A 22,588-nucleotide genomic window follows, 5' to 3' on the forward strand; every position below is an offset into this window, starting at 1 on the left:
TTATAGGTATATAACTTGAATAAAATGTTTTCATAAATATATTATTCAAACTATACAATTTCTATCCCATTTAAATAATATTTAATATATATTTATAAAATTTTAATGGTTTTTGTATATTATTCTACCTATTCACTCATTTATGCATGTTTTAAGATTAATAATTAAATATTCTGATTCTCAATAACAATTTAAACCGACTAGCATAATATAGAAATTTCTTCATTTAAAGTTTTGTTATTTTTTTTAACTTCACCTCTTTAACAGATATCCTTTTCCTTACTCGTTATTAAAAAGGCATCTATAAATTTTATAGATACCTTTTCCATGTTGTCTTATTACTTTGTACCGTATAGTCTGTCTCCTGCATCTCCTAAACCTGGAACTATATAACCATGCTCATTTAATTTTTCATCTACTGATGCAACATATATATCTACATCTGGATGATATTTTTGAACTTCTGCTATACCTTCTGGAGCAGCAACTAAGTTAACTAATCTTATAAACTTAGCCCCTCTTGCTTTAAGTACATCTATAGCTGCAACTGCAGATCCACCCGTAGCAAGCATTGGATCTACAACTATCATTTCTCTTTCTTCTATATCTTGTGGTAATTTACAGTAGTATTCTACTGGTTGTAATGTTTCTGGATCTCTGTATAAGCCTACATGACCAACTTTTGCAGCTGGTGTTAAACTTATAAGTCCATCTACCATACCTAAACCTGCTCTTAGTATTGGTACTATTCCTAACTTTTTACCTGCTATAACCTTAGATGCAGTTTTTACTACTGGTGTTTCTATCTCCACCTCTTCTAATTGTAAGTCTCTTGTTATTTCATATCCCATTAACATACTTATTTCTGTTAAAAGTTGTCTGAAATCCTTTGACCCAGTGTTCTTATCTCTCATTAATGTTAACTTGTGTTGTATTAATGGATGATCTGTGATTATTACTTTACCCATTATGACTACCTCCTATTTGCTGTGCTTTTTTTCTATTTCTTTTATCATATCAACTCTTTTTGAGTGTCTACCGCCTTCAAATTCTGTATTTATCCATGCATCTACTATTTCTAAAGCTAATCCTCTTCCTAAAACTCTCTCGCCTAAAGATAACATGTTTGCATCATTATGAGCTTTAGACATCTTAGCTGAGAAAACATCAGATACTACAGCACATCTAATTCCTTTAACTTTATTAGCTGCTAAAGATATACCTATTCCTGTTCCACAGCAAATTATTCCATAATCAATCTCTTTATTTACTACTGAATTGGCAACTGTCTCCCCATATATAGGATAGTCCACTGATTCTAAGTCATTTTTTGGTCCAAAATCTACACACTCTATGCCTTTAGCTTCTAAGTGCTTTTTTATTTCTTCCTTAAGATTATATCCTCCATGATCACTACCTAGTCCTATTTTCATCTGCCTAGTCCTCCAATTTATATTATTATAATATATTTTAACCTACTTTTGCCATAAATTTATGCTTTTATTACTTTATATCCTGCCGATTTAAGTAATCTATTCATTATAGCTTGACCTACACCAGTCATTTCAAAGGATTCAGAATAAACTATATCTACATTTCTTTTATCCATTTCTCTTAGTACATCAAATAAATTGCTTCCTACTTCTTCTAAAGTATTCCCCAAAGAAATAACTTCTCCTTCATATACTTCTTTATTTTTTTCTACACACATCACTCCAGATTTAATACCATTTTCAGAGTTTTCACGTATGATTTGATTTATTTTATTGATAACATCTTTATCATTCCCTGACACTATGTATACGTCTGCATCAGGAGAATAATGTGTATACTTCATCCCAGGTGCTTTTGCTTTTTTATTATCTTCTTTTTTTAATAGAGAAGGATCGACCAAAACTTCTCCTAAAACTTCTTCTAGATCTTCTTTTGTTATACTTCCAGGTCTAAGTATCATAGGTACCTCACCTGTAAGGTCTAACACTGTAGATTCCAGTCCAAAATCACAATTTCCACCTAAAACAATACCACTAACTCTTCCATCCATTTCTTCTTTTACATGGTTACCTTTAGTTGGAGATGGTCTACCTGATATATTAGCAGATGGTGCTGCAATAGGTAGTCCTGATTGTTTTATAAGTTCTCTTGCTATTTTATGAGACGGCATCCTTATAGCTACCGTATCTAATCCTCCACTAGTCGTGTTAGGAACTATGTCCTTTTTATTAAGTATTATAGTTATTGGTCCTGGCCAAAACTTATCCATAACAATCTCGGCTTTATTACTTATATCTTTAGCCAGATCTCTAACTTCTTCTCTATCATATATATGTACTATAAGTGGATTATCGCTAGGTCTGCCTTTAGCTTCATATATTTTCTTTACGGCATTTTCATCTAGAGCATTTGCTCCTAGACCATATACTGTTTCAGTCGGGAATATTACAGTCTTTCCTTCTTTTAATAATTCTGCTTGTTTTTTTAATTCTTCTACATTTATGTTATTAACATCTATTTTACTTATTATTGTTTTCATCTTTTGTATGCCTACTTTCATTTTTAGCTTAAATACACTTTACAATTATTGTACCTACTAAAAAACCAATTATACAATGTAATGTCGTTGACTTTGGAAATATTTCTTCTAAAACTACATATATCATAGTTCCTGCAGCTAAAGAAAGAAAAATACCCATTAAAGAATTAAATACTATCCCAAAACAACCACCTAAAAAACTACCCACACCCATAGGAACTCCTGCTAACAGTGTAAATCCAATCACTTTTGGTATTTTAATTTTAGACCCCACTAAACTAAGTGCCATAGCTAATCCTTCTGGAATATTGTGAATTCCAATTATTATTGCTAAAGTTATACCAAAGGATTCCTCCGATATAAAAGACGATCCAATCGCTAACCCCTCCGGTAGATTGTGAAGTAATATACTAATAAAAACAAGATATCCAGATTTTAAGTCACTAGGTATATCGAGCTTATTTTTTATATACATGGTGATAAGTACACCAATTAATACAAATAAGGAAGTATATGCTATTCCCATTTCCTCCATTGACTCATTCATCAAATCGAAAACTACTACAGCTAACATTATGCCTCCAGATATCCCCATAAAAAAACTAAGATATTTGTCCACATTTTTCTTGAAAACTGCGGATATAACACCACCCATACCAGTTCCTATTACACCTGCTAAAAGTCCTATTAATGTTATTTTAAGTATCATATGCTCCTCCTTTAAATTTTATATACTAATGTATACTTAAAGAAGGAACATATTTATTCATGTTATATAAAAATCCCTAAATTAATAGGGATTAATAGAAGGATTAGATTTAATCAAATTATAGTGATGCCATTTTCTCAGTTTGATCTACAGTTATTAAAGCATCTATCATTTCATCTATATCTCCATCTAAGAATGAATCTAACTTATATAATGTTAAGTTTATTCTATGATCACTAACTCTTCCTTGAGGGAAGTTGTAAGTTCTTATTCTTTCAGATCTATCTCCAGTACCAACCTGACTCTTTCTTTCCGCTGCTATATCTTTGTTTTGCTCAGCTATAGCTTTATCATTAAGTCTTGCTACTAGTATTTTTAATGCTTGTTCTTTATTTTTTAACTGTGATTTACCATCCTGACAAGATACTACCTCTCCTGTAGGTATGTGAGTTATTCTTACCGCAGAGTCAGTAGTGTTAACACTTTGCCCACCATTTCCTGAAGAACGGAAAACATCTATTCTTAAGTCATTTGGGTTTATGTTTACTTCTACTGTTTCAACTTCTGGTAAAACTGCAACTGTTGCAGTAGATGTATGGATTCTTCCTCCTGATTCAGTAGATGGTATTCTTTGAACTCTATGAACTCCTGACTCATATTTAAGTCTTGAGTAAGCTCCCTTACCTTTTATTAAGAATGATACCTCTTTATATCCACCAACACCAGTATCACTTGCACTTAATAATTCCATTTTCCATCTTCTTCTTTCAGCGTATCTTGAATACATTCTGAATAGGTCCCCTGCGAATAGAGCTGCTTCATCTCCACCAGCTCCTCCTCTTATCTCAACGATTACGTTCTTTTCATCGTTAGGGTCCTTTGGTAATAATAATATCTTTAATTCCGCTTCTAGAGGTTCTACTTGCTCTTCTAACTCAGATAATTCCATCTTAGCTAGGTCTCTTAACTCTTCATCTGATTCTTCTTGTAGTATTTCCTTTGAATCAGCTATACTAGTTAAAACATTTTTATATTCTCTATACTTCATTACTATTGGCTCTAAGTCAGAATGTTCTTTCATGTACTTTTGCCAAGTTTTTTGATCATTTATTATTTCCGGATCACTTATTTTTTCTGTTAAATCTTTGTATTTATCTTCTAATACATCTAATTTTTTTAGCATCCTTTTTCACCTCGTTTATTGTAACATATCAATTTTTCATTATATCATAGTTTATAGCCTATAACAACTCTATCAATACCTTGTATATCCTTCTTTGTATATATATTTGTGTATCCATTAGCTTCCATAATTCGCTTTACATCTTCTGCTTGATCATGCCCAACTTCATATGCCAATATTCCATTTTCTTTAATATATCTTACTGATTGTTTGGTTATATCTCTATAGAAATCAAGTCCATCTTCTCCACCTTCTAAGGCATTGTATGGCTCATAATCTTTAACTTGCGTATGAAGTGTTTCTATGTCCCTTTTAGGTATATATGGTGGATTTGAAACTATAACATCAAATTTAGTTTCTATATTTTCAATAGCTGAAAATAAATCTGATTTCTTAAATACGACCTTATCATCTACACCATTGTTTATTGCATTTATTTTTCCCACTTCTAAAGGTATATCCGATATATCTAAAGATACAACTTTAGATTTTTCTATATACTTAGCTAGACTTACAGTTATAGCCCCTGAACCTGTTCCTATATCCACTATATTAACTTCTTTATCCTTACAAAGTTCAATAATTTCTTCCACTAAAGGTTCTGTATCAGGTCTAGGTATTAAAACACCTTCTTTTACAAAGAAATCAAGTCCCATAAATTCTCTATTACCTACTATATAAGCTATCGGTCTTTCATTTATCCTTTCTGATATTAAACTTAAAAACATTTTATATTGTTCTTTAGTTAATTCTTTATTTAAGTTTAAATGGATATAAATTCTATCCACATCTCCAAGTACTTTTTGTAAAATAATTTCCGTGTCTAATCTTGGAGTGTCACTTATTTCTTTTAATTCCTCCATATACTTTATAAGTATGTCTCTTATTGTCATATTATCACCTTTATTTTTCTTCTATTACAGCTTTTAATGCTGTTAGTGCTACTTCTAATTGCTCATCATCAGGTTCTTTAGTTGTAAAGTTTTGTAAAAACATTCCTGGATATGCGACAATTTTAGTAAGACTATTATTATATTTCCCAAGAAATCTTATTATTTCATAAGATATTCCAGCAACCACAGGAATACATATTATTCTCATAACCACTCTTAATATGGGATTAGGCCATCCAAAGAAAGAGAATAGTATAATAGACGTAAACATAACTATAAATAAAAAGTTAGTCCCACACCTCGGGTGTAGTCTAGTAAATTTTCTAGCATTTTCTACTGTAAGCTCTTCTCCACTTTCATAGCAGTATATAGATTTATGCTCGGCACCATGATATTGAAATACCCTTTCTATATCTTTACTCTTAGATATTCCTACTATGTATATAAATAAAATAGCTATTCTAGCAAAGCCTTCTATTAGGTTTAATACGAAATCGCTTTGTATATATTTTGAAAACAAACCTCCTACTACAGTAGGAATTAGTACAAATAATCCTATTGATAAAATAATAGATATTATCATAGTCAAACCTATCATCACATCATTAGCTTTATCTTTAAATATACTCTTGAAAAACCTGTCAAAAGCATCCTCTTCTTCTTCATCTAAAAAAAATTCTGATGAGAAGTTTAAACTTTTAATACCTTCTACCATTGTCTCGATTAATACAAATGAACCTCTTAAAAATGGTATTTTATCTATATTCTTATCTTTTATCCAACTTTTTACTCTATTTTTCTTTACAACAATCTCCCCATTGCTTTTCCTCACTGCAACGGCTCTTTTTTCTTTAGACTGCATCATAACCCCTTCGATTACAGCCTGACCACCTACAGATTGCTTCTTCATTAATTCACCTCTTTATTTTATACTTTACTTATTTCTTTATTATAATATAAGAGTATGTATTAAAATAGACTTTTTATATTATAAAAGGGAGCATTCCTTGGTGATTAACATCATTTTAAGAAACTCCCTTTACTTTCAATTATTTTTTATCTTTATAAACCACATGACATTTTCTGCATCTAGCTTCATAAGTTTCAACAGCCCCTACTTGTATTATAGGGTCATCATATCTTGCAGGTTCTCCATTTATTAATCTTTGAGATCTATTAGCTGGCTGTCCACATACTGAACATATAGCTTGTATCTTATCAACAAATTCTGCAACAGCTAATAACTTTGGTGTTGGTCCAAAAGGCTCTCCTTTAAAGTCCATATCAAGACCAGCAGCAATAACTCTTATACCTTTATCTGCTAAGTTCATAGCTATTTCAACTATTTCTTCATCAAAGAACTGAACTTCATCAATTCCTACCACCTGAGTCTTATTATCTATATGATTATATATCTCTCTTGCATTACTTATAGGTATTGCATTTATACTGTCTCCATTATGTGAAACAACATCCTCTTTACTATATCTATTATCTATTTGAGGCTTAAATACTACTACATTTTGTTTTGCTATTTTAGCTCTTCTCAATCTTCTTATAAGCTCTTCACTTTTACCACTGTACATAGGTCCTATGACAACCTCTATATACCCGTGATTTACAGGTCTATACATATTTCGTACCCCCTATGATTGTTAGATTACATTAAAATAGGAGTTGGCTGCCCAACTCCATTTTTGTAAAGATTAGTCCATTTTGAATCTCTTCTTGAACTTGTCTATTCTTCCACCTGCTTCTATATTCTTTTGCTTTCCAGTATAGAAAGGATGGCACTCAGAACATATTTCTATTTTTATCTCGTCCTTAACAGAACCAGCTTTGAAAGTGTTCCCACAAGCACAACGTACTTCTACAGCTTCGTATTTTGGTTGTATATCTTTTTGCATCATATTCACCTCTTCTCAAATTTTATAAATTAACTATATTAATTTTTTCGTTTTGCATTATCAACTACACCATTATAACATAAGTTTTTTATTGGTACAAGCAGTTTTTCTTTAGATTAAATTCCTTTTATCGATTTGATAAACTCTTCATTATTCTTTGTTCTTTTTAATAATTCTATAACTTTATCTGTAACCTCTAATACAGAATTATTACTCATTTCTCTTCTTAATTTATATAAAGCTGACTTCTCTTCTTCTGTAAGTAATAGATCTTCTCTTCTTGTTCCTGACTTGTATATATCTACAGCTGGGAATATTCTCTTTTCAGCTAACTTTCTGTCTAAGTTAAGCTCCATATTTCCAGTTCCTTTGAATTCTTCAAATATTACATCATCCATTCTAGAACCTGTTTCTACTAAAGCAGTCGCAAGTATAGTTAACGAACCACCTTGTCTTATATTTCTAGCTGCACCAAAGAATTTCTTAGGCCCATGTAATGCTCCTGGATCAAGTCCTCCAGATAAAGTTCTTCCTGTTGGAGATATTGTTAAATTATAAGCTCTCGCAAGTCTAGTTATACTATCTAATAATATAACTACATCCTTTCCATGTTCAACTAGTCTTTGTGCTCTATTTAATACCATTTCAGCGACTTTAACATGGTGGCTAGATACTTGGTCAAATGTTGAGTATATAACATCTCCATTAATAGATTCTCTCATATCAGTAACTTCTTCTGGTCTTTCATCTATAAGAAGTACTATAAGTTCTACATTAGGATGATTTTTAGCTATACTATTTGCTACATTTTTTAATAAGCTTGTCTTACCTGCTTTAGGAGGTGCAACTATTAATCCTCTTTGACCCTTTCCTATCGGAGATATTAAATCTATTAATCTGGTAGCTATATCATGTTGATGTCTTTCTAATGTAAGTCTTTCTTCTGGGTATATTGGAGTTAATAATTCAAAGGCCTTTCTTTGTATCGCTGTTTCAGGCTTCTCGTCATTTATTTTTTGAACATATAAAAGAGCCCTGAACTTTTCTCCTGTTTTAGGGTGTCTAGTTATTCCTTTTATCTTATCTCCAGTTTTCATATTAAATCTTCTTATTTGAGAAGGCGATACATAAACATCTCCTTCTGTAGATAGGTAATTTGACCCTCTTAAGAATCCAAACCCATCTGGAAGTATTTCAAGAACTCCTACTACCTCATCATCTTTTGATGTATTAAATTCATCTATTATTTTAGATTCATCTACTACCTTTTGAGTATAGTATCCTTTATTATTTCTAGTATTGTTATTTTCTATATGATTTCTATGATTATTTTCCGTATTATTTCTATGATTTCTGTTTTCTGTATTACGATTATTTCTATTTTCTTCGTTTCTTTGTTGACTATTTCTCTCTTCTTTAACTTCTATTTGTTTAACTTTCTGTTCTTTCTCTACACTGTCTTTTTCTAAACTTTCTTTTATTATATCTATTAATTCATTCTTTTTATACTTGCTTATAGACTTTATGCCTATTTCTTTTGCTATCTCTTTTAACTGAAGTAGAGTCTTATCGTCTAATTCAGATACTTTTATGTTATCTATATTCAAAAGAATCCTCCTCATCTATATCTCTTTATTATATCTTCCATTTAATCTATGGGATTTAAAGGTGTGAAAAAGAAAAGATTTACTTATAATTAATTTTTATAATATCACTTATCTTCTATACTGGTCAACATACAAACATAGCTATATATAATAATTATTCTATATACTATATATTATACTATTTTTAAAAACTTTAAACTATTTATGTATATTTATATTTCCTCGATAAAAAAATATAGGCTTATTCAGACAATAAACCTATATTTATTATACTTCTATTCCATATTATATTTTTTCATTAAATCTACTAATATATCATTTTTATCTAAATTATGTATTGCATCAACAAACCTTATAGTCCCAGTTTTTGCTCTCATAACTACAGATTGTGTCTTAGCCCTATTGTTCCCTATTTGTATTACTCCCTTTAATAAATCACCTTCTGTAATTCCTGTAGCAGCAAAGAATAATTCATCTCCTTTTGCTAAGTCATCAATAGTTAAAACTTTTTGTAAGTCCTCATCAGAAAATCCCATTTCATGACATCTTTCTCTCTCTTGTTCACTTAAAGGATATATTTGGCCTTCCATATCTCCTCCCATACATTTTATGGCAGCAGCAGTTATTACACCTTCTGGTCCTCCACCTATTCCCATAAGCATATCTATTCCTGTTTCTTCGAAGCAAGTAGCTATAGCAGCTGCTACATCTCCATCTCCAAACATTTTTATTCTAGCCCCTAGTTTTCTTGCAGCTTCTATTATATCATTATGTCTTTCTCTATCTTGAACTATTATAGTCATTTGAGTTGTTTTTTTACCTAAAGCTTTAGCAACATTTTTTATATTTTCTTCATGAGATTTATTTAAATCTATACTTCCTTTTGCCTTTGGCCCTACTATTATTTTTTTCATATAAGTATCTGGTGCATTTAATAAACTTCCCTTAGCTCCCATGGCTATTACTGATATAGCATTTGGAAGTCCTTTAGCTATTAATGTAGTCCCATCTAGTGGATCTACTGCTATATCAACTTCCATACTCCCCTTCGTTCTCATACCAACTTTTTCCCCAATATAAAGCATTGGTGCTTCGTCTAGTTCACCTTCACCTATAACAACTTCACCATCTATTTTTATTGATTCAAAAGCTCTCCTCATAGCCTCTACTGCTGCTCCATCTGCTCCATTTTTATCTCCTTTACCCATGAATTTAGAAGATACTAATGCAGCTGATTCCGTTACCCTAACAAGTTCTAGCGCTAAATTTCTATCCATAATATACTCCATCTCCTTAGTTAGTTTTACTAAGAAAAATTATATATTATATTTGTTAATTAGTAAACATGTGTATCACTTTTTATTATTTAGTGTATTATAATAACCCTACACATACTAGTATGTTATATTTTAAATAAATTTTACTTAATTTATTAGATGATAAATTAATATAAAGATATATTTTTTTAATGTCTAATACAAATCTTATAAATTAATATTTTATATAGAACCTAATTTAATTTCTTTAAAATAAAAAACTAACCAAAGGGTTAGTTTCTTACATCATAGCTGCTAATAATCCAAATAGTGTCGTCATGCTAGTAGCAACAAGTACTACTACTACTGATATTGCTATAATTTTATTTTTTTTCTTTTGATTTTTTGCCATTTATTCCACCTCAAATAAATTATTTATTATACTCTCTATAATTGAGTTAATGTACTCCACAAATTATTTTTTAAAATCTCTCTTCTATATACTTAGCTGCTATTATACCATATTTATAAGTATCTTTTAAAATTACTTTTTTGCTTCAATTATATCCATATTGTATTAATCATATTAAATATGCTTTTGATAGCTTAAAAAATCATTTTATATTCTTATATATGACTTTCCTTCCATTAATAATCAATCCTATATAAAAAGTCCTACTTAGCAAAAATAGGACTTTTTATATAGTTATATTACTAATAACCTATATTATTTAACTATAATCGTTTCTAACTCTTTAACTAATTCATCAAATTTATTTATTGTATTTTCTATAGGTTGTGTACTCGTTAAATCTACTCCTGCTTTTTTCAGAAGATTTGTAGGGGAATCTGAACTTCCTTTTTTTAGAAAACTAATATAATTATCTGAACCATTTTTTAAGATATCTTGTGCAAATGCAACACCTGCACTACATCCTGTAGCATACTTATATACATAAAAACTATTATAGAAGTGCGGTATTCTAGACCATCCTACTTTTGCTAATTGATCTAATTCATAATCTTTACCATAATATTTTTGAAGTAATTTTCCCCAAGTATCATCTAATACTAGTGTATTTAAAACTTCTCCATTTTCCATCATCTCATGTATAATTTTTTCAAACTCAGCATACATAGTCTGAATAAATACTGTATCTTTTATTAAGTCTAAGTATTGAGTTATATAATATGCCTTTTCTTTATCATTTGTAGCATTCTTTATTAACACTTCATACAATAAAGCTTCATTAGTTGTTGATGCTACCTCATGAGTGAATATAGATGGATTTGAATTATAATAATTTTGATTTTTGGCACTCATATAAGAGTATACTCCATGCCCAAGTTCATGAGCTAATGTAGATACTGAACTTAAATTGCTTCCATAATTTAATAATATATATGGATGAGCATCATAAACAGATAAACAATATGCACCACTTACTTTTTCATCTTTCGAATATACATCAATCCATCTTTCATTAAAAGCTTTATATACTATATCACTATATTCTTTACCTAAAGGTGCTAATGCTGAATATATAATTCCTTGTGCTTTTTCATATCCTATACTATTATCAACACTATCTACTATCGGAACAAACATATCATAATAATATACTTTATCTAAATTAAGAGCCTTTTTTCTTAAGGATATATATTTATGCAAGCTAGATGTATTATCACTCACAGTTTCGATTAATCTATCATATACTTTGGTGTTTACCCCATCACTTTTTAAGTACATATCTAAAGAAGACTCATATCCTCTTTGAGTGGAATAAAATATATTCTTATTTACTTGTCCTACTAATAGCCCTGCTAAAGTATTTATATTGTCATTATAAGATACAAATTCATTTTGGTAAGCTGATTTTCTTTCATTTCTATCAAAAGATTCTAAAGCTTGACTATACTCAGATGGATTTAAATTTGTTTTTTTATCCATATTTCTAAAGAGTTCATATATATATCCTGGTAATGATGTTATTTTCGATACATCTGCAAGTATGTTTTCTGAAGTTTGATCTAGATAATAATCTTTAGAACTTCTTATGCTTGACAAATATCTATTATATTTACTTTTTATTTTCTTACTAGATGAGATTTCTTTAAATTCTTTATCTGATAATTTCAGAACCTCTAATTCTAAACCTGAACATACCATTCTATAGTCTCTATATACATTATCTAATTTTTCATCCATTGCTAAGTATTTATACGAATTTTTACTTATATCCTTTTTTAATTTTACATATCCTCCAAGCTTATTTAATTTTATATCTAATCTTTCTTTTATTTCTAGTGCAAAATCCAAATGAGTCTTAGACTTGGTAATTTTACCTGTATAATTTTTTAATTCCTTTATATCTTTTGTAAATTTTTTTAAATCTTTTTCCCATTCAGCATCATTTTTATATAATGCTTGTAGATTCCAACACATCTTATTATAGTCAATATGTTTCTTATTTTCTTGTTTAGTCTCTTCTTGATTGTCTATTGCTATAATACTTTTATTATGCAAAAAATCATTACCATAAGATATTTCTGGCATAGCTCCTATACAAAAAACAGATATAGACAAAATCATAATTGCTTTATAATATATTTTATTGCTCATAAAAAGCCATCCTTTCAATAAAATCTACTTACTTATAGGATGGCTTTTTTGTTCCTTATTATTCAACTATTACCATTTTAAATATTTATACATAAACACTTTATCCACATACTTATCAACATATTAACAATCTATATTACGACAAATATTTAGTTTTTCCAATATTCTTATTCTATTGGAATTTTTTTAATTTTGACTTTTAACATACTTATTAACAATTATTTAATACTTATCAACAAGTTTTTGTAGGTTATTCACTTATATTGTTAATAAATACTTTTAGTTTATTTGTATACAATTTCATTGCATCAAAAAAATATTTTTTTATTTATTGTTTTACTTTGTCGAACTTTGTGTTTTCAATATATATAGGCTAATATTACTCAACTCTAAACTTATCCACATTTTAATAACATATTATTAACAATATGTTGATAAGTTAATTTTTATATATCTTAGTAACTAATACTGTCATATCATCCTCTATAGTTTCACCTTGCATTTCAAGAGATTTGTCTAGTATTAAATTAGCTATCTCTTTTGGATTGGTAGTTTGCATATCTTTTATGAAGTATATTAACCAGTTATCACCCATATTGTTATTCTTACCAGCATCTAATATTCCATCAGATACCATAATTATATAATCACCATCTTTAACCTTTGTTGTCTTTCTATCTAAGTTTATATCACATAAAATCCCCACTGGTAATGATGATGAGGATATTAAATCTATATCTTTATTATCTCTCATTATATATGTAGGGCATGCCCCCATCTTTATAGTTTCTAGTATTCCTCTTTTTAAATCAACTATTCCTAAATCTAATGTAGAGAACATCTCATCTGACGATTTTAATAATAACATGTTATTAATTGTGTTGATAACTATTTCATCTTCAATTTTCGCATCCATCATTTTTTCTAATATATCTATAGTTATAGATGATTCTTCATATGCTTTTCGACCTTTACCCATTCCATCGCTTATGGCCATCATATATTTACTATCTCTTATCTCCATATGTGTATAATTATCCCCACACAATATATGTCCATCTTTTGACATTGATATCACTTCAGTTATAGCTTTATATTTTTGACTTCTACTAAAAGTTATTTTACATTCTTGACCTAAAGATCTACATCCAACCTTTTGAGCAGATACACTAGTTCCCATATAATCAGATATAATATTTGTTAGCTTTTTATCGCATAGACATCCATCTATGCAGTTATCTTTATTTATTACTATTTCAAAGTCATCATCACTCTTTGTTATATAATTTATCTTGTTTACTGAAATGCAGTTTCTTTCTAATTCATCTTTTAAATCATTTTCTTTCTCTAAGTCTAGCACAATATTATTTTCTAAATCATAGGATATAGACTTCATAGATTTTGATATACTTCTTATTTGGTTTGCTATTAATTTTCTACTTTCTGAAAATCTTACTGTCCAGTTATAATCTACTAAAAATAATTTATAATAATTATTTATTGTTTTAATTACTCCCTCTGGAGTTATACACTCTTTTACAAAATCTTCTGGTACGCTGTCTATTTTAAGCTCTCCTTCTTCCTCTATGCTTTGTAATATCTCATTCATAAGAGTATATGTATAATTAAATTTTAAGTCCCAGCATCTTCTTTTCATTCCACAGTTTTTACACTGATCAATATAAATCATATCTATTATACTTGCTATATCCTTTTGATCTACAACTTTTTCTTTTTCTCTAATCTTATCAAAAGTATCTGCTATACTATCATAAGCTTTGCTCATATTCAATAGTCTATTATTAGTTAAGCTTTTCATTCTATCTATATAGTCATTAACTACTTCATTAGAGTTCACATTAACTCTTATCCTATTTTCTATTCTATCAAAAGCTTTCTTTGGTAATAATAATACTATTAAGCACCCTATTAACATATCCCTCATTTGTTGAATATCCAATCCAACACCTAGACTATAGCCATATATCATAAACCAAGATAATATATACCCTATTATACAAATATATTTGTTTAATTTGTTAAAAGCCCCACTTATTAGTCCCGATACAGAGAACACTCCCATATATATAGCACTAGTTATATCACTTATCATAAATGCTATTCCAACTATAACCCCAGAAGTAGCTCCCATAGCTGCACCTCCAATAATAGATGCCATAAGAATAAGTATTGTAGACAAGACTGTTTTTAAAGACACCCCTAAGATATACATATCTCCTATTCCCATAATACTTAAAGTAACTATTATACTTAAAGATATAATTTCTTCTACATTCATAGTTATTTTCTTATTAGAATTACTCAGCAAATCAATACCATAAGAAAATATATATATTCCGATAAATACTATAGATGATTCCATAATTGCTATAAAAATATCATATACATATCTATTAGATAAAAGAGCTTGTCCAATAGATATAGGTAATATAATAAAAGTTCCCAAAAGAGCTATCTTCCAGGTTGAATTAACACCTTTAATTTTCTTGTTTATTGACATATATATAATTAAGCATAGGATATACTTCAAAATATAAGGCATAGTGTTTCCGGATAAAATTATTCCCAACAACGTTGCCATAAAAGCAGGAAGTCTATATTTTTCTATCTTAGATACATATATGAAAAATGCTAATCCCAGAGGTGCTATAGTATCCATCAAAATAGTCCTACTTAGCAAAAATGCCATTAATATAAATACAATTGTGTTTAATTCCATATATCTATTAAATTTTCTATAATTAATTTTAATAGTTTTATCTTTTAATTTTACTGAACTCTTCTCCATAAAAAAATCCCCCTCTTTTGTTTATAATGAGATTGTAACAAAGAGGGGGGTAATGTTTTTGTCATAATGAGTTCTCTATAATAAAAACATTAAGACATATTTTTTGATTTTTGACAGATTAATCCTTCCAAATTATCGTATTCACTTACAATTATTTTTTGACTTTCTAGTTTTTCCATTATTTTATCTAGTATTTTTACACCAGCAGTTATAATATCTGCTCTTTTAGGCTGTAATCCTTTTAATCTTTTTTTATCATTTAGTGTCATATTCTTTAAACTTTGTAGAACTATATCTATATCTTTTTTGCATATTTCACTATTGTGTATTTTTTCCATAGAATAGACTTCTAATTCCTGGTTAATTGCTGATAAAGATGTTATAGTTCCGCCTATGCCTACAAGATAACTTATATTGCAACTTTTTATATACTCTAATGTATCTTTTAATGTATTTTCTATGAAAACTTCCATATCTTCAAATTCTTTGTTATCTATTGGATCTTTTTTTAAAAATTTTTCTGTCATCCTTAAGGCTCCTACATTTTCACTTTTAGCAAAACTTATTCCTTTTCGGTTTCCAATTATAAACTCTGTTGATCCTCCACCAATATCTATTACTAATATATTATCTTTTTCATTTAGACCTTCTAACACACCCTTAAATCCTAAATTTGACTCTTCTACGCCACTTATTATTTCTATATCTATGCCTGTTTTTTCTTTGGCTAAGTCTATAAATTCATTTTTATTCTTGCTGTCTCTTAATGCAGAAGTTCCCATTGCATATATTTTTTCACAACCTTCTTCTTTACATATATCAGAGAATGTTTCTAGTGCTTTTATATTTCTATCTATCGCTTCTTTATTTATATATCCTTCTTTATCTACACCTTGTCCTATTCGTGTAGTATTTATAAATTTTTTTCTATTTTCTATCTTGCCATTTATATAATCAGCCACTAAAAGTCTCATTGAGTTTGTTCCAATATCAATTGCTCCTATCTTCATTGGTATATCTCCTTTGTCTTTTTTGTTCAATAATAAGGTACAACTAATTTTTTAACTATATATGTTAATTATCTCATATTTACATGTATTCACATACCTTAAATATTTATCATCTAAAAAGAAGGTAACTTAGTTACCTTCTTTTATATCAATATATATGATTTCCCCTGGCTTAACCATATTTAAGCGTTCTCTAGCCATAGTCTCTAAGTCCTTATTACTCTTTGCTTTTTCAGCCTCTTTTATTTCTAGCCTAGTCTCTTTTATTTGCTCATTGAGACTATAAATTTCTTCTTTATATTCCTTATACTTTTTTAGTTGAAATATAAATCCACTCATCATGCCTACTATTATGACACCTAAAAATAATGTTAATACTATAAACTGGCTCGAAAATTTTTTTCTTAAGTTCATATTAACCTACACCTTTTTTCTTATTTTTATCTTACCTAATGTTTTTCTCTTTACTCCCCTATTTATAAGTACAATCATATTAGGTATATAAAATATCATATCAAATAAAAAGTGTAGTGTGTATATCATAACGTAATACAAATTCTTCAAAATACTGACTATGTACTTTGTGGTATTTTTGATTAATGCTGTTAAAATATATAATACTTTATTCATTATTGCTAAAACAAATTTGCTTATGGTGTTGTAATATAAAATAAAACCAATAAATAAGGCTAAAAAATGATAATATCTCAGTTCAAAAGATTCTATTGCATTTACGGTTATAAAAACTGTTATTGTAGTTAAAATCCAAAATAATGCATCAAAAACTAAAGAGCAGTATTTTATAAATTTAAAATTTGATTTTATAACTCTATAAATATCAAATAATACGCCTACAACTATCCCACCGTAAATAGTTGCAAAAAAATAACTAGCATCTTGAGTAAACGGAGTCATCTACTTAAACACCTTCTTAAAAAAGCTTTCTTGTGTTTTTCTTTCCTTGGAGTAAATTATAGCATTTATGGTTCCATCTACATTTATAACTTTCTCGTCTATGCTCAGCTTACTCATATCTAAGTTTTCACCTTCTATTACCATTTCACCTGCGCTTGTTTTAACTTCTACCTTTTTATCGCTAAAGGAGTAGATGTGCTCTACACCAGAAACAATTAAATTGCTCCTATCCTTTAAGGTTATATTATGTTCCATAGTACCCCCCCAGTAAATTTTCAATTAATACTACTATAAATATACTGAGGATATCCTATTTTTATTCTACTATTTCATACATTTCTTTTGCATCATTTTTTAATACATGCTCTCTTATTTCATTTATCTTTACCTTCATAACTTTTTCTCCAAAAGTTATTTCTAATAAATCCCCTACATTTACTTCTGATGAAGATTTTGCAACTTTCCCATTTATAGTAACTATCCCCTTATCACAAGCCTCTTTAGCTACTGTTCTTCTCTTTATTATTCTAGACACTTTTAAAAATTTATCTAATCTCATTATCTAAGTTCACTTCCTTAAAAAATTATATTTATATTAGTATATAGAAAAAGTGTGGTATAAAATTCCACACTTTTTAATTTAATAATTATCCATTTATTATATCTTTAAGACCTTTTCCAGCCTTGAATACTGGAGCTTTAGAAGCTGGTATTTCTATAACTTCTTCTGGGTTTCTTGGGTTTCTTCCTTGTCTAGCAGCTCTCTCTCTAGTTTCGAATGTTCCAAATCCTACTAATTGAACTTTTTCTCCACCTACTAATGCTTCTTCTACTGATTTCATAAAAGCGTTTAATGCTGCTTCTGCTTCCTTCTTAGTTAATTCACTCTTTTCTGCCATTTTTGCAACTAATTCAGCTTTATTCACGATACTTACCTCCTAAAAAATTTATATAATAATAGAATTCTTATTTTTAAATTCTAGTTTTTAGCTAAAAATTATAACTTATTAGCTTTTGCTTCATTCCAAAGGTTGTCCATTTCTTCAAGGCTCATATCTTCTAATTTTTTGTTTAATTTTCTTGAGCCTTCCTCAACAAATTCAAATCTATTTATAAATTTTTGACTTGTAAGGTTTAATGCTTCTTCTGGATTTATACCTAAAAATCTGGATAAATTTACTATTGAGAATAATAAATCTCCTAGTTCTTCCTTTATGTATTTTATATTTCCTTGTTTGTGTTCGTCAAGTAATTCTTTATATTCTTCCTCAACTTTTTTTAATACATCATCAATATTATCCCAGTCGAATCCTACTAAAGCTGCTTTATATTGTATTTTTTCAGCCTTTGTAAGAGCAGGTAAATATTTAGGTATTCTTTTTAATCCTTCTGTTACGGTGTCTTCACCTTTTTCTTCTTTTTTTAACTCTTCCCATGTTTTATCAAATGTATTCATATCAATATCTTCATTTTTGAAAACATGAGGATGTCTATGTATAAGTTTTTCGCATATACCAGCTACAACTTCTTTTAAATCAAATAATCCTTCTTCTTGTCCTATTTGACAGTGGAATATAACTTGTAAAAGGATATCTCCTAGCTCTTCTATCATTTCATCTATATCATCGTTATCTATAGCTTGACAAAGCTCGTACGCTTCTTCTATGACATATTTTTTTAATGATTCATGAGTCTGCTTTTTATCCCAGTCACAACCACCTGGACCTCTTAAAGTTTCCATTATTTGATATAAGTCATTTACTGTATTATACACTTTTTTAGAGCTTTTTGGTATATATAAACTCGTTAAATAATCGAATTTATTTTCCATTCTATCTAGCTCGAATAAAGGTACATATTTCTTACTTTCTAGATTTTTGACACCTGCACCACTTACTATACATACTTCTTGATCATAATCATAATACTCCATTAATTGTAACTTAATATTTGAAGCTATAAAGCTATCATATATTTGAGTTATTATCATTGCAGTATTTGTATCTATATAGGAATTTTGTATCTCAAATGCATCTATCAACTTAAATCCATCTGCAGGGTCAACTGCTAAGTAATTAAACATAGCGTCTACAAAACTCATAGATGCAATTGTTTCTACTTCTATGCCCTTTTCTCTTGCCATAGATTCTATTATACCTACAGACTTTTCTGCAACTCTTGGATGCCCTGGGACAGCATATACTAAGTCCCCTTCTTTAGATGTTTCTATTATAAATTCTGAAATCTTTGTATATACGTCTTCAAAGTTTTCTTCTTTTTCATAAAAATAATCTAGAGAAGTATATTTTATAGATTCTTTTAGCTTGTCCACTGTTGGATGTTTCTCTGTTCGTAAGAATATCTTTTGAGCTGACTGTAAGGCTTCTAATGCTCCCTGACTAATTAAAGAATAATCTCCAGGGCCAAGTCCTACAATACTTATCTTACCCATAATACCACTCCTCTTAATTTATTTCAATTGTTAGTTATCTTATAAATATGTACTATCTAATTCATAAATATTATGTTCATGAATCTGCCTTTTTATTTAATTTTAAGGAAATTATGCCTAATTCTTATTAGTATTAGGCATAATTTTTTGACTATATTTAACAACAACTATAATTATTTTAACATATGATGTTCTATAGTAGTGTTTTTCTATTTCATAAGATTAAATTTTTTAAGTATTCTATAAAGTTTATCACCTTTTGGAATAGTCAATAATTCTTCTTTCTTAATTCCACCTATAAATATAAGTACTAATCCATAGATGACAGCACCTATACATATTGAGATTACAGTAGATAATGTATTACCTAATATTCCAAATAAGAATCCATAACTTAACTTAACAACTATAAACATACTTATAACTGTTATTAGTGGTTTTATAATAAATTCACTTGGTGAGAATTTTACTTTCATCACTTTTCTTATGTAAATGATTTCGATTAGCGCTGCTACTAGATATGCAGTAACTGTACCTAGAGCTGAACCTAATACATTTATTTCATATATACCTGTTAATGTATAACTTATTACTACCTTAAATAGCATACCTATTAATAAAGCTATTACAGGTACCATTGGTTTACCCATACCTTGAAGTATACCATTCATTGTTTGTATTAATCCTAAGAATATTATACATGGTGTAAGTACTAATAATATAGTTCCTACGTATGCTGGCTCTTTAGGATATAATAAATGCATTATTGGACCTGCTAATGATGCAATACCAAATGCTGCTGGTAAAACTATTAGTAAAGTTACTTTTATAGCTGTCTTTGTATCTTTTCTTGCCTTAATTTTGTTGTTAACAGCATATGATTCTGATATAGATGGAACTAAACTCATACTCATAGATATTGTAACAACTGATGGTAAGTTGATTATAGACATAGCTAATCCTGTTAATTGCCCAAATAACGCTAATGCTTGACCAGGAGTATATCCTGCTTCTGTAAGTCTTCTAATAACTATTACATTATCTATCATATTTACTAAAGGCATAACAGATGCACCTATTGTTATAGGTATAGCTACTACTAGAAGATTTTTCATTATCCTAGACACTGATTCGTCTTTGAAATGAGCACTAGCTTCATTCTCATATTTACGTTGTTTTCTTTGTCCTAAATAAACTAGTATTAAATAACCTATAGATGCTACTGCACCTATTGTAGCCCCCATTATAGCCCCTGCAGCTCCTAGTTTTGGACCATAATTATTCATTAGATAGTAAGCTAATCCTAACCCTAATATAACTCTGAAGAACTGCTCAAGGATTTGAGATATAGCTATCTTTGTCATTTCTCTTTTACCTTGGAAATATCCTCTATAAGATGACATCATTGGTACGAATAAAAGCGCTGGTGATATAGCCATCATAGCGTAGTATGCACCTGGATTTTCCATTATGTCATTTACTATGTAATCTGCTCCAAAGAAGAATATACAGAATGCCACTAAACCAGTTATAAATAAAACTGTATATGACACTTTAAATATTTTATGAGCACCCTTATGGTCTCCAATTGCGTTCTTTTCTGATACTAACTTTGCAAGTGCAGTTGGAAATCCTGCTGTTGCTAGTGTTAAAAATAAAGTGTAAACAGGATATGCAGCTTGATAATATCCCATCCCCTCTGCCCCAATTAGGTTTCCAAGAGGTATTCTGAAGAATGCCCCCATTATCTTTACAATTATACCTGCTAATCCAAGTATAAGGGCACCTTTTAAGAACGAGTCTTTGTTCTTGTTATTACTCATAACACGACCTCCATATTTTTTGTATAACAAACTTTAATATATCATATATTCAATAGTATGTTCAATATATTACTATAACTTTAAATAATTAGCTTTATTGATGAACCAAACGACTTTGTATCTTAATCTAAATCACTTTTTTATATATGTAAATCAATTGATATTACTTATACTTACAGTTTTTCAACATTTTAAAAATTTAATTTAATATTCCCTATAAAAAAGACCCAAATTTATTTGGGTCTTTGACTTTATATCTTTTACTGTACTTGCTTTCCTAAGAAGTTTGCTGCTATTTTTAATATTTTTTCTTCAGCTTCTGACATATCATCTGATTCTTTTGCTACTAGTGCTATTGATCCTATACAGTCACCTGATGAGCTTATTATAGGTATTATAATTTGTTTTTTATAATCCATGCTGTCATCTTTATGTAAAGGTATCAACTTAGTATCCTTACTAGTTTTTGTTTCTCTATTTTCTATTAATTGTTCTAATTCATCACTTATACTTTTTTCTTTATATTCTTTTTTAGGTAATTTAGAAACAGCTATTATAGAATCTAAGTCTGTAACAACAACACCTAAACCAAGTGTTTCTCCTAAAGTTTCTGTGTATTCTTGAGAAAATTCATTTAACTCTCCAATTGGTGAGTATTTTTTTAGGATTACTTCTCCATCTTTAGCTGTGAATATTTCTAGAGGATCTCCTTCTCTTATTCTTAAAGTTTTTCTTATTTCTTTAGGAATAACAACCCTTCCTAAATCATCTATTCTTCTAACAATTCCTGTCGCTCTCATGTTTAGTTTATCCCTCCATAAATTACTTTAAGCTTATTTTTACCAATGATAAGAAAAATATACAAAAA

22 protein-coding genes are annotated in these 22,588 nt (G+C 29.0%); all 22 read right to left on the minus strand.

Translation table 11 applies throughout. The features are described from left to right. Positions 1-338 precede the first annotated feature (338 nt). The gene (gene upp / locus ABCP60_RS12020; RefSeq protein ID WP_166504675.1) at positions 339-968 is read right to left on the minus strand and encodes a uracil phosphoribosyltransferase; all 630 of its coding nucleotides are present in this window, start codon (positions 966-968) and stop codon (positions 339-341) included. 12 nt (positions 969-980) lie between these two features. Further along, positions 981-1,433, minus strand: a complete 453-nt coding sequence (gene rpiB / locus ABCP60_RS12025) for a ribose 5-phosphate isomerase B (RefSeq protein ID WP_166504674.1) — start codon at positions 1,431-1,433, stop codon at positions 981-983. A 59-nt stretch (positions 1,434-1,492) separates the two neighbouring features. Next, complete coding sequence (locus ABCP60_RS12030; RefSeq protein WP_166504673.1) at positions 1,493-2,533, minus strand: L-threonylcarbamoyladenylate synthase; 1,041 nt, start codon at positions 2,531-2,533, stop codon at positions 1,493-1,495. Between the two features lie 28 nt (positions 2,534-2,561). Next, positions 2,562-3,242 (minus strand): ZIP family metal transporter, encoded by a 681-nt coding sequence (locus tag ABCP60_RS12035; RefSeq protein WP_092921417.1) that lies wholly within the window; start codon positions 3,240-3,242, stop codon positions 2,562-2,564. Positions 3,243-3,360: 118 nt separating this feature from the next. After that, positions 3,361-4,425: a peptide chain release factor 1 gene (gene prfA / locus ABCP60_RS12040; RefSeq protein WP_092921419.1), complete on the minus strand. Its 1,065-nt coding sequence runs from the start codon at positions 4,423-4,425 to the stop codon at positions 3,361-3,363. Between the two features lie 44 nt (positions 4,426-4,469). After that, entirely contained in the window at positions 4,470-5,318 is an 849-nt protein-coding gene (gene prmC / locus ABCP60_RS12045; protein ID WP_343101819.1) for a peptide chain release factor N(5)-glutamine methyltransferase, read from the minus strand. Between the two features lie 10 nt (positions 5,319-5,328). Further along, positions 5,329-6,228, minus strand: coding sequence for a DUF1385 domain-containing protein (locus ABCP60_RS12050; RefSeq protein WP_092921423.1), 900 nt, complete (start codon positions 6,226-6,228; stop codon positions 5,329-5,331). Positions 6,229-6,367: 139 nt separating this feature from the next. Then, positions 6,368-6,952 carry a thymidine kinase gene (locus ABCP60_RS12055; protein ID WP_092921425.1) on the minus strand — a complete coding sequence of 195 codons (585 nt, stop codon included), beginning with the start codon at positions 6,950-6,952 and terminating at the stop codon, positions 6,368-6,370. A 72-nt stretch (positions 6,953-7,024) separates the two neighbouring features. Then, positions 7,025-7,225 (minus strand): 50S ribosomal protein L31, encoded by a 201-nt coding sequence (rpmE, locus tag ABCP60_RS12060; protein WP_092727659.1) that lies wholly within the window; start codon positions 7,223-7,225, stop codon positions 7,025-7,027. 116 nt (positions 7,226-7,341) lie between these two features. Further along, positions 7,342-8,847 (minus strand): transcription termination factor Rho, encoded by a 1,506-nt coding sequence (rho, locus tag ABCP60_RS12065; RefSeq protein WP_092921427.1) that lies wholly within the window; start codon positions 8,845-8,847, stop codon positions 7,342-7,344. 260 nt (positions 8,848-9,107) lie between these two features. After that, on the minus strand, positions 9,108-10,109 hold the full coding sequence (gene glpX / locus ABCP60_RS12070) for a class II fructose-bisphosphatase (protein ID WP_092921429.1): 1,002 nt from the start codon (positions 10,107-10,109) through the stop codon (positions 9,108-9,110). Between the two features lie 706 nt (positions 10,110-10,815). Then, complete coding sequence (gene pepF / locus ABCP60_RS12075; RefSeq protein ID WP_166504671.1) at positions 10,816-12,711, minus strand: oligoendopeptidase F; 1,896 nt, start codon at positions 12,709-12,711, stop codon at positions 10,816-10,818. A 439-nt stretch (positions 12,712-13,150) separates the two neighbouring features. After that, entirely contained in the window at positions 13,151-15,520 is a 2,370-nt protein-coding gene (gene spoIIE, locus ABCP60_RS12080; RefSeq protein ID WP_166504670.1) for a stage II sporulation protein E, read from the minus strand. Positions 15,521-15,609: 89 nt separating this feature from the next. Next, positions 15,610-16,530 (minus strand): Ppx/GppA phosphatase family protein, encoded by a 921-nt coding sequence (locus tag ABCP60_RS12085; RefSeq protein ID WP_166504669.1) that lies wholly within the window; start codon positions 16,528-16,530, stop codon positions 15,610-15,612. Positions 16,531-16,659: 129 nt separating this feature from the next. Beyond that, positions 16,660-16,944 (minus strand): septum formation initiator family protein, encoded by a 285-nt coding sequence (locus ABCP60_RS12090; RefSeq protein WP_343101820.1) that lies wholly within the window; start codon positions 16,942-16,944, stop codon positions 16,660-16,662. A gap of 6 nt (positions 16,945-16,950) precedes the next feature. Next, the gene (gene yabQ, locus ABCP60_RS12095; protein WP_092921437.1) at positions 16,951-17,445 is read right to left on the minus strand and encodes a spore cortex biosynthesis protein YabQ; all 495 of its coding nucleotides are present in this window, start codon (positions 17,443-17,445) and stop codon (positions 16,951-16,953) included. Continuing rightward, positions 17,446-17,700 carry a YabP/YqfC family sporulation protein gene (locus tag ABCP60_RS12100; RefSeq protein WP_092921439.1) on the minus strand — a complete coding sequence of 85 codons (255 nt, stop codon included), beginning with the start codon at positions 17,698-17,700 and terminating at the stop codon, positions 17,446-17,448. Between the two features lie 61 nt (positions 17,701-17,761). Next, the gene (locus ABCP60_RS12105; RefSeq protein WP_092921441.1) at positions 17,762-18,004 is read right to left on the minus strand and encodes an RNA-binding S4 domain-containing protein; all 243 of its coding nucleotides are present in this window, start codon (positions 18,002-18,004) and stop codon (positions 17,762-17,764) included. Between the two features lie 88 nt (positions 18,005-18,092). Then, the gene (locus tag ABCP60_RS12110; protein WP_092921443.1) at positions 18,093-18,371 is read right to left on the minus strand and encodes an HU family DNA-binding protein; all 279 of its coding nucleotides are present in this window, start codon (positions 18,369-18,371) and stop codon (positions 18,093-18,095) included. A gap of 71 nt (positions 18,372-18,442) precedes the next feature. Beyond that, on the minus strand, positions 18,443-19,897 hold the full coding sequence (gene mazG / locus ABCP60_RS12115) for a nucleoside triphosphate pyrophosphohydrolase (protein ID WP_092921444.1): 1,455 nt from the start codon (positions 19,895-19,897) through the stop codon (positions 18,443-18,445). A gap of 209 nt (positions 19,898-20,106) precedes the next feature. Next, positions 20,107-21,720 (minus strand): polysaccharide biosynthesis protein, encoded by a 1,614-nt coding sequence (locus ABCP60_RS12120; protein ID WP_166504667.1) that lies wholly within the window; start codon positions 21,718-21,720, stop codon positions 20,107-20,109. Positions 21,721-21,980: 260 nt separating this feature from the next. Beyond that, positions 21,981-22,520 (minus strand): stage V sporulation T C-terminal domain-containing protein, encoded by a 540-nt coding sequence (locus tag ABCP60_RS12125; RefSeq protein WP_092921448.1) that lies wholly within the window; start codon positions 22,518-22,520, stop codon positions 21,981-21,983. Positions 22,521-22,588 lie beyond the last annotated feature (68 nt).

This window comes from Romboutsia sp. MSSM.1001216sp_RTP31141st1_G3_RTP31141_220114, from assembly GCF_039031195.1.
Lineage (GTDB): Bacteria > Bacillota > Clostridia > Peptostreptococcales > Peptostreptococcaceae > Romboutsia_C > Romboutsia_C hominis.

What these genes read in the sequence shown, in the direction of transcription:
- upp (WP_166504675.1), bottom strand. Translation starts at nt 968, where the DNA reads ATGGGTAAAGTAATAATCACAGATCATCCATTAATACAACACAAGTTA.
- rpiB (WP_166504674.1), bottom strand. Translation starts at nt 1,433, where the DNA reads ATGAAAATAGGACTAGGTAGTGATCATGGAGGATATAATCTTAAGGAA.
- ABCP60_RS12030 (WP_166504673.1), bottom strand. Translation starts at nt 2,533, where the DNA reads ATGAAAACAATAATAAGTAAAATAGATGTTAATAACATAAATGTAGAA.
- ABCP60_RS12035 (WP_092921417.1), bottom strand. Translation starts at nt 3,242, where the DNA reads ATGATACTTAAAATAACATTAATAGGACTTTTAGCAGGTGTAATAGGA.
- prfA (WP_092921419.1), bottom strand. Translation starts at nt 4,425, where the DNA reads ATGCTAAAAAAATTAGATGTATTAGAAGATAAATACAAAGATTTAACA.
- prmC (WP_343101819.1), bottom strand. Translation starts at nt 5,318, where the DNA reads ATGACAATAAGAGACATACTTATAAAGTATATGGAGGAATTAAAAGAA.
- ABCP60_RS12050 (WP_092921423.1), bottom strand. Translation starts at nt 6,228, where the DNA reads ATGAAGAAGCAATCTGTAGGTGGTCAGGCTGTAATCGAAGGGGTTATG.
- ABCP60_RS12055 (WP_092921425.1), bottom strand. Translation starts at nt 6,952, where the DNA reads ATGTATAGACCTGTAAATCACGGGTATATAGAGGTTGTCATAGGACCT.
- rpmE (WP_092727659.1), bottom strand. Translation starts at nt 7,225, where the DNA reads ATGCAAAAAGATATACAACCAAAATACGAAGCTGTAGAAGTACGTTGT.
- rho (WP_092921427.1), bottom strand. Translation starts at nt 8,847, where the DNA reads ATGAGGAGGATTCTTTTGAATATAGATAACATAAAAGTATCTGAATTA.
- glpX (WP_092921429.1), bottom strand. Translation starts at nt 10,109, where the DNA reads ATGGATAGAAATTTAGCGCTAGAACTTGTTAGGGTAACGGAATCAGCT.
- pepF (WP_166504671.1), bottom strand. Translation starts at nt 12,711, where the DNA reads ATGAGCAATAAAATATATTATAAAGCAATTATGATTTTGTCTATATCT.
- spoIIE (WP_166504670.1), bottom strand. Translation starts at nt 15,520, where the DNA reads ATGGAGAAGAGTTCAGTAAAATTAAAAGATAAAACTATTAAAATTAAT.
- ABCP60_RS12085 (WP_166504669.1), bottom strand. Translation starts at nt 16,530, where the DNA reads ATGAAGATAGGAGCAATTGATATTGGAACAAACTCAATGAGACTTTTA.
- ABCP60_RS12090 (WP_343101820.1), bottom strand. Translation starts at nt 16,944, where the DNA reads ATGAACTTAAGAAAAAAATTTTCGAGCCAGTTTATAGTATTAACATTA.
- yabQ (WP_092921437.1), bottom strand. Translation starts at nt 17,445, where the DNA reads ATGACTCCGTTTACTCAAGATGCTAGTTATTTTTTTGCAACTATTTAC.
- ABCP60_RS12100 (WP_092921439.1), bottom strand. Translation starts at nt 17,700, where the DNA reads ATGGAACATAATATAACCTTAAAGGATAGGAGCAATTTAATTGTTTCT.
- ABCP60_RS12105 (WP_092921441.1), bottom strand. Translation starts at nt 18,004, where the DNA reads ATGAGATTAGATAAATTTTTAAAAGTGTCTAGAATAATAAAGAGAAGA.
- mazG (WP_092921444.1), bottom strand. Translation starts at nt 19,897, where the DNA reads ATGGGTAAGATAAGTATTGTAGGACTTGGCCCTGGAGATTATTCTTTA.
- ABCP60_RS12120 (WP_166504667.1), bottom strand. Translation starts at nt 21,720, where the DNA reads ATGAGTAATAACAAGAACAAAGACTCGTTCTTAAAAGGTGCCCTTATA.
- ABCP60_RS12125 (WP_092921448.1), bottom strand. Translation starts at nt 22,520, where the DNA reads ATGAGAGCGACAGGAATTGTTAGAAGAATAGATGATTTAGGAAGGGTT.